This window comes from Mesorhizobium sp. M7A.F.Ca.AU.002.02.1.1 (assembly GCF_003998535.1).
In the GTDB taxonomy this organism is placed as follows: Bacteria; Pseudomonadota; Alphaproteobacteria; order Rhizobiales; family Rhizobiaceae; genus Mesorhizobium; species Mesorhizobium ciceri.
This window is the reverse complement of sequence record NZ_RZPB01000609.1, coordinates 1-3,614: the sequence shown is the minus strand read 5'-3', so window position 1 is coordinate 3,614 and position 3,614 is coordinate 1. Positions and strand designations below refer to the sequence as shown.

Annotated in this window: 4 protein-coding genes; 1 reads left to right on the top strand and 3 read right to left on the bottom strand. The window is 64.1% G+C overall.

The features are described from left to right. Positions 1-850 (bottom strand): LysR substrate-binding domain-containing protein (locus tag EN879_RS27770; RefSeq protein WP_127274378.1); only part of this gene is annotated, 850 nt, incomplete at its 3' end. Between the two features lie 178 nt (positions 851-1,028). Here EN879_RS27770 and EN879_RS27765 point away from each other — a divergent pair. After that, the gene (locus EN879_RS27765) at positions 1,029-1,319 is read left to right on the top strand and encodes a DUF1127 domain-containing protein (RefSeq protein WP_063170126.1); all 291 of its coding nucleotides are present in this window, start codon (positions 1,029-1,031) and stop codon (positions 1,317-1,319) included. A 160-nt stretch (positions 1,320-1,479) separates the two neighbouring features. Here the strand turns inward: EN879_RS27765 and EN879_RS27760 are convergent, their stop codons facing one another. After that, positions 1,480-2,526: a DUF937 domain-containing protein gene (locus EN879_RS27760; RefSeq protein WP_024502320.1), complete on the bottom strand. Its 1,047-nt coding sequence runs from the start codon at positions 2,524-2,526 to the stop codon at positions 1,480-1,482. A 100-nt stretch (positions 2,527-2,626) separates the two neighbouring features. Further along, positions 2,627-3,614: glutamate--cysteine ligase (locus tag EN879_RS27755; protein ID WP_127274377.1), on the bottom strand; the 988-nt coding region annotated here is incomplete at its 5' end.

Here is a 3,614-nt window from a genome sequence, read left to right as displayed (position 1 = left end):
TGTCCAGGCTGTCCGAAATATGGCGGGCGAGCGCATCGACGATCGCCGGCCGGGACGTCTGGCCGCGCAGGATGCCGATGCGGCAATCGGGCAGGGCGCCGAAGCCGTCGGCTTCGCCCAGCACCCGCATACCGGGTCTGAGCGCGCATTCCGGCAGCACCGAGATTGCCAGCCCGGAAAGCACCGCGGCGGTGATGACGGTGGCCGAGAAACTGGTGAACAGGATACGATAGTCGCGGTTCTGCTGGTCGAGCACATCGACGGCGGCGCGCCGCCAGATGCAGTTCGGCCGGCCGAAGGCCATCGGCAGCGTTTCCTGCTCATGCGTGGCATGATTGGCCGAGGTGACCCACAGCAGCGGTTCGCGCCGCACCACCTCCGACTGGCCGCGTACGTCGTTGTGCGTCACCAGCGCGAGGTCGAGATTGCCGCGCTTGATATGCTCGACCAGCCCCGGCGTCGGCTCGCAGATGACGGTGAGTTCGACGCGCGGATTGGAGCGGGTGAACCGTGCCATGATCTCGGGCAGGAAACGATCGGCGTAGTCGTCGGGCGTGCCGATGCGGATCGTGCCTTCGAGCCGCCGGTCGTCGAAGGCCGCCAGGGTCTCGCGGTTGAGATAGAGCAGCCGCCGCGCATAGGAGAGCAGCTTGTCGCCTTCCTCGGTCAGCCTGTTGGTGCGTCCGTCCTTTTCGAACAGCGGCTTGCCCAGCCGCTCCTCCAGCCGGCGCATCTGCATCGACACCGCCGACTGGGTCCGGTGCACCTCTTCGGCTGCTCGCGTGAAGCTGCCGGTGTCGGCAATCGAGATGAAGGTCTGCAACTGATCGAGATCGAGCGGCGATTTCATCGATATGATCCATCACTGGTGTTGATGGTAAAGATTAGAAACATTCGTTGGATTAATCAATCGGCCGATGGCAAATTGGCATTGTCCACATGAAGGCATGTGAATCGAAGCCGGAACGGCCGCTGTCGCCAGCGCCGATCGCAAGGCTTTGCCCGTTCGAGTCTGAAGGAGACCGACAATGACCACGTTCGATTTCGCCACCGAGACCCCGCGCATCACCTCGCGTCCGGCCGTTGCGACGCGCGTGGCCAACACCGTCTCCAACATCTACCGCGCCTGGAAAAACCGCCGCGCCTTTTATCGCCTTGGCGAGATGTCGGACGCCGAACTCGCCGATATCGGCCTGACGCGCGCCGACCTGCATGTCGCTATCGACGTGCCGTTTGGCCGCGACCCGACGGCGATGCTGCGCGAGATCGCCAGTGATCGCATCGAAACGATCGAGGATTTCGCTCGCAAGGTGGCCTGATCGGTTGCTTGTTGTTTAGGTTGCCGTGAACCTTTTCAGGGTTCGACGCGACTGACGAGTATGCAGGCTCCCACTCCCTGCCGGATCCCCCCGGCCCGCCTGCACTCTGCCCGGTCCTCCCAGGACCGGGCTTTTCTCTTTCTACCTCAGCGAAGACCGCCTACCGCCGGTCCATGTCCCGCTTAAACTGGTCGAAGATTGTCTCCACGCCCTTCTGGTAGTCATCACGCTGCTGGGCGCCGGTTTCGAACATCTTGCCGAACAGGTCGTCGAACGGGTTTTTCGGCCGGCCGCTCGGATTGGCCTGTGGCTGCGGTGCCTGACGTTGCGGGGGCGCTTGAGGCTGTTGCGGCGCCGGCTGTCCGCCGGGGATGCCGCCTAAGCCACCGCCACCTTGCCGCAGCATCTCCTCGAAGATTTTCCCCAGCGGATTGTCTCCGTAGGGGCTTTGCGTCTGCTGGGGCTGCGGCTGCGCCCGCCCCTGCGGCTGCGGCTGAGGCGCGCCACCGCCGAACATGTCCTGCAGCACCTTGCCGAGCGGATTGTCGCCGTAGGGATTGGGTGCCGGCTGCGTCTGGCTTTGCGGCTGTGGCTGAGCCGCGCCGCCGCCGAACATGTCCTGCAACACCTTGCCGAGCGGGTTGTCCATCGGGTTCTGGGGCGGCGGCGCCTGGCGCGGCTGCGGCGCCGGGGCCTGCATGCCGCCGCCTTGCCGCATCATCTGCTCGATGATCTCGCCGAGCGGATTGTTGCCGCCGCCGCCAAAACCGCCGGCGGCCTGCATCTGGTTTGCCGTCTGCTTGAACAGCCCGCCCATGACCATCGAGGCGATCGCCGGCAGCATCTGCTGCAGGATCTGCTGATTGACGCCGCTGGCTTGCGCCGCCTGGCTGGCCACGGCGCGAGACAGATCCTTCGAACCGAACAGGTGCCCGAGAATGCCGTTGCCCTCATCGACGCCTTGCGGCGAGAAGGCCCGGGTTGCGTCCTCGAAATACTTGGCGTGCTGGCCGCTGGCCATCGCCGTCATGAAGGCGCCGAGCCCATAGGGGTCGGCGGTGTTGCGTTGCAGCCCCTGCGAAAAGGCCGGCAGCAATGCGGCAACCGCCGCTTGCGTCTGCTGCATTGAAAGCCCGTATTGCTGGGCAAGGGCCTGCATGCCATTGCCGTTCTGGGCCTGCGTCAGCATGTCGAACAAGGTGGGCATCGGCGTCTCCTCCGGAAATCCTCGCCGAAGAAGCCTAGTTTGTTTCCACTTCCGATTGAAGCGACTTTTGCCGGCCGGTCAGCTTTGCCAAATCCGAGGGTTAATAGGCGTATTCCATGAAAACCGGCTCGATCGAGCCGCCCCAGCGCGTGTGGTAGGCCGACAGCATCTCCTCGGCGCTGGTGGTGCCCCGCGCCACCACTTCGTCCAACGTGTTGAGGAAGGAGGTCTCGTCGTAGCCGTCGCGGTTCTTCTTGCCACGGTTCTTCAGTCCCCTGCGGGAAATGACCATCACGTCACGCGCGATCTCGCGCAGCGTGGTGTTGCGGAAGGGTGCGGAGATGCCTTGTTCCGGCACGGCATTGCGCATCGCCAGCGTTTCTTCATACGTCCAGCTCGAGGTCAGCGCCTCGGCGGCATCGAGTGCGGCCTCATCATAAAGCAATCCGACCCAGAAGGCCGGCAGCGCGCAAATGCGCCGCCATGGCCCGCCATCGGCGCCGCGCATCTCGAGGAAGCGCTTCAGCCGCACATCCGGGAACAGCGTTGACAGATGGTTCGCCCAGTCGCCCATTGTCGGCAGCCCGTCCGGCACTTCATTGCGCGCGGCCCCGGCCATGAACTGGCGGAAGGTGATGTGGGTCATGTCGTGATAGCGACCGTCGCGGATGACGAAATACATCGGCACGTCGAGCGCCCATTCGACATAGTCGGCGAAACCGAAATCGGGCGAGAAGCAGAATTCGAGCAGGCCCGAGCGCTGGTTGTCGGTGTCACGCCAAATGTCGCCGCGCCAGCTCTGCAAGCCGTTCGGGTGGCTTTCGGTGAAAGGCGAATTGGCGAACAAGGCCGTCGACAGCGGCTGCAGCTTCAACGACACCTGCATCTTGCGGCGCATGTCGGCCTCGCTCTCGAAGTCGAGATTCACCTGGATCGTGCAGGTGCGGTACATCATGTCGAGGCCCTTGGTGCCGACCTTGGGCATGTAGCGCGTCATGATCTCGTAGCGCGATTTCGGCATTTTCGGCGTCTCGGCAAGCGACCATTTCGGGCTGCCGCCGAGGCCGAGGAAGCGGATGCCCATCGGC

Excerpts from the sequence above, each read along its gene's own strand:
- EN879_RS27765 (WP_063170126.1), top strand. The coding sequence starts at position 1,029 with ATGACCACGTTCGATTTCGCCACCGAGACCCCGCGCATCACCTCGCGT.
- EN879_RS27760 (WP_024502320.1), bottom strand. The coding sequence starts at position 2,526 with ATGCCCACCTTGTTCGACATGCTGACGCAGGCCCAGAACGGCAATGGC.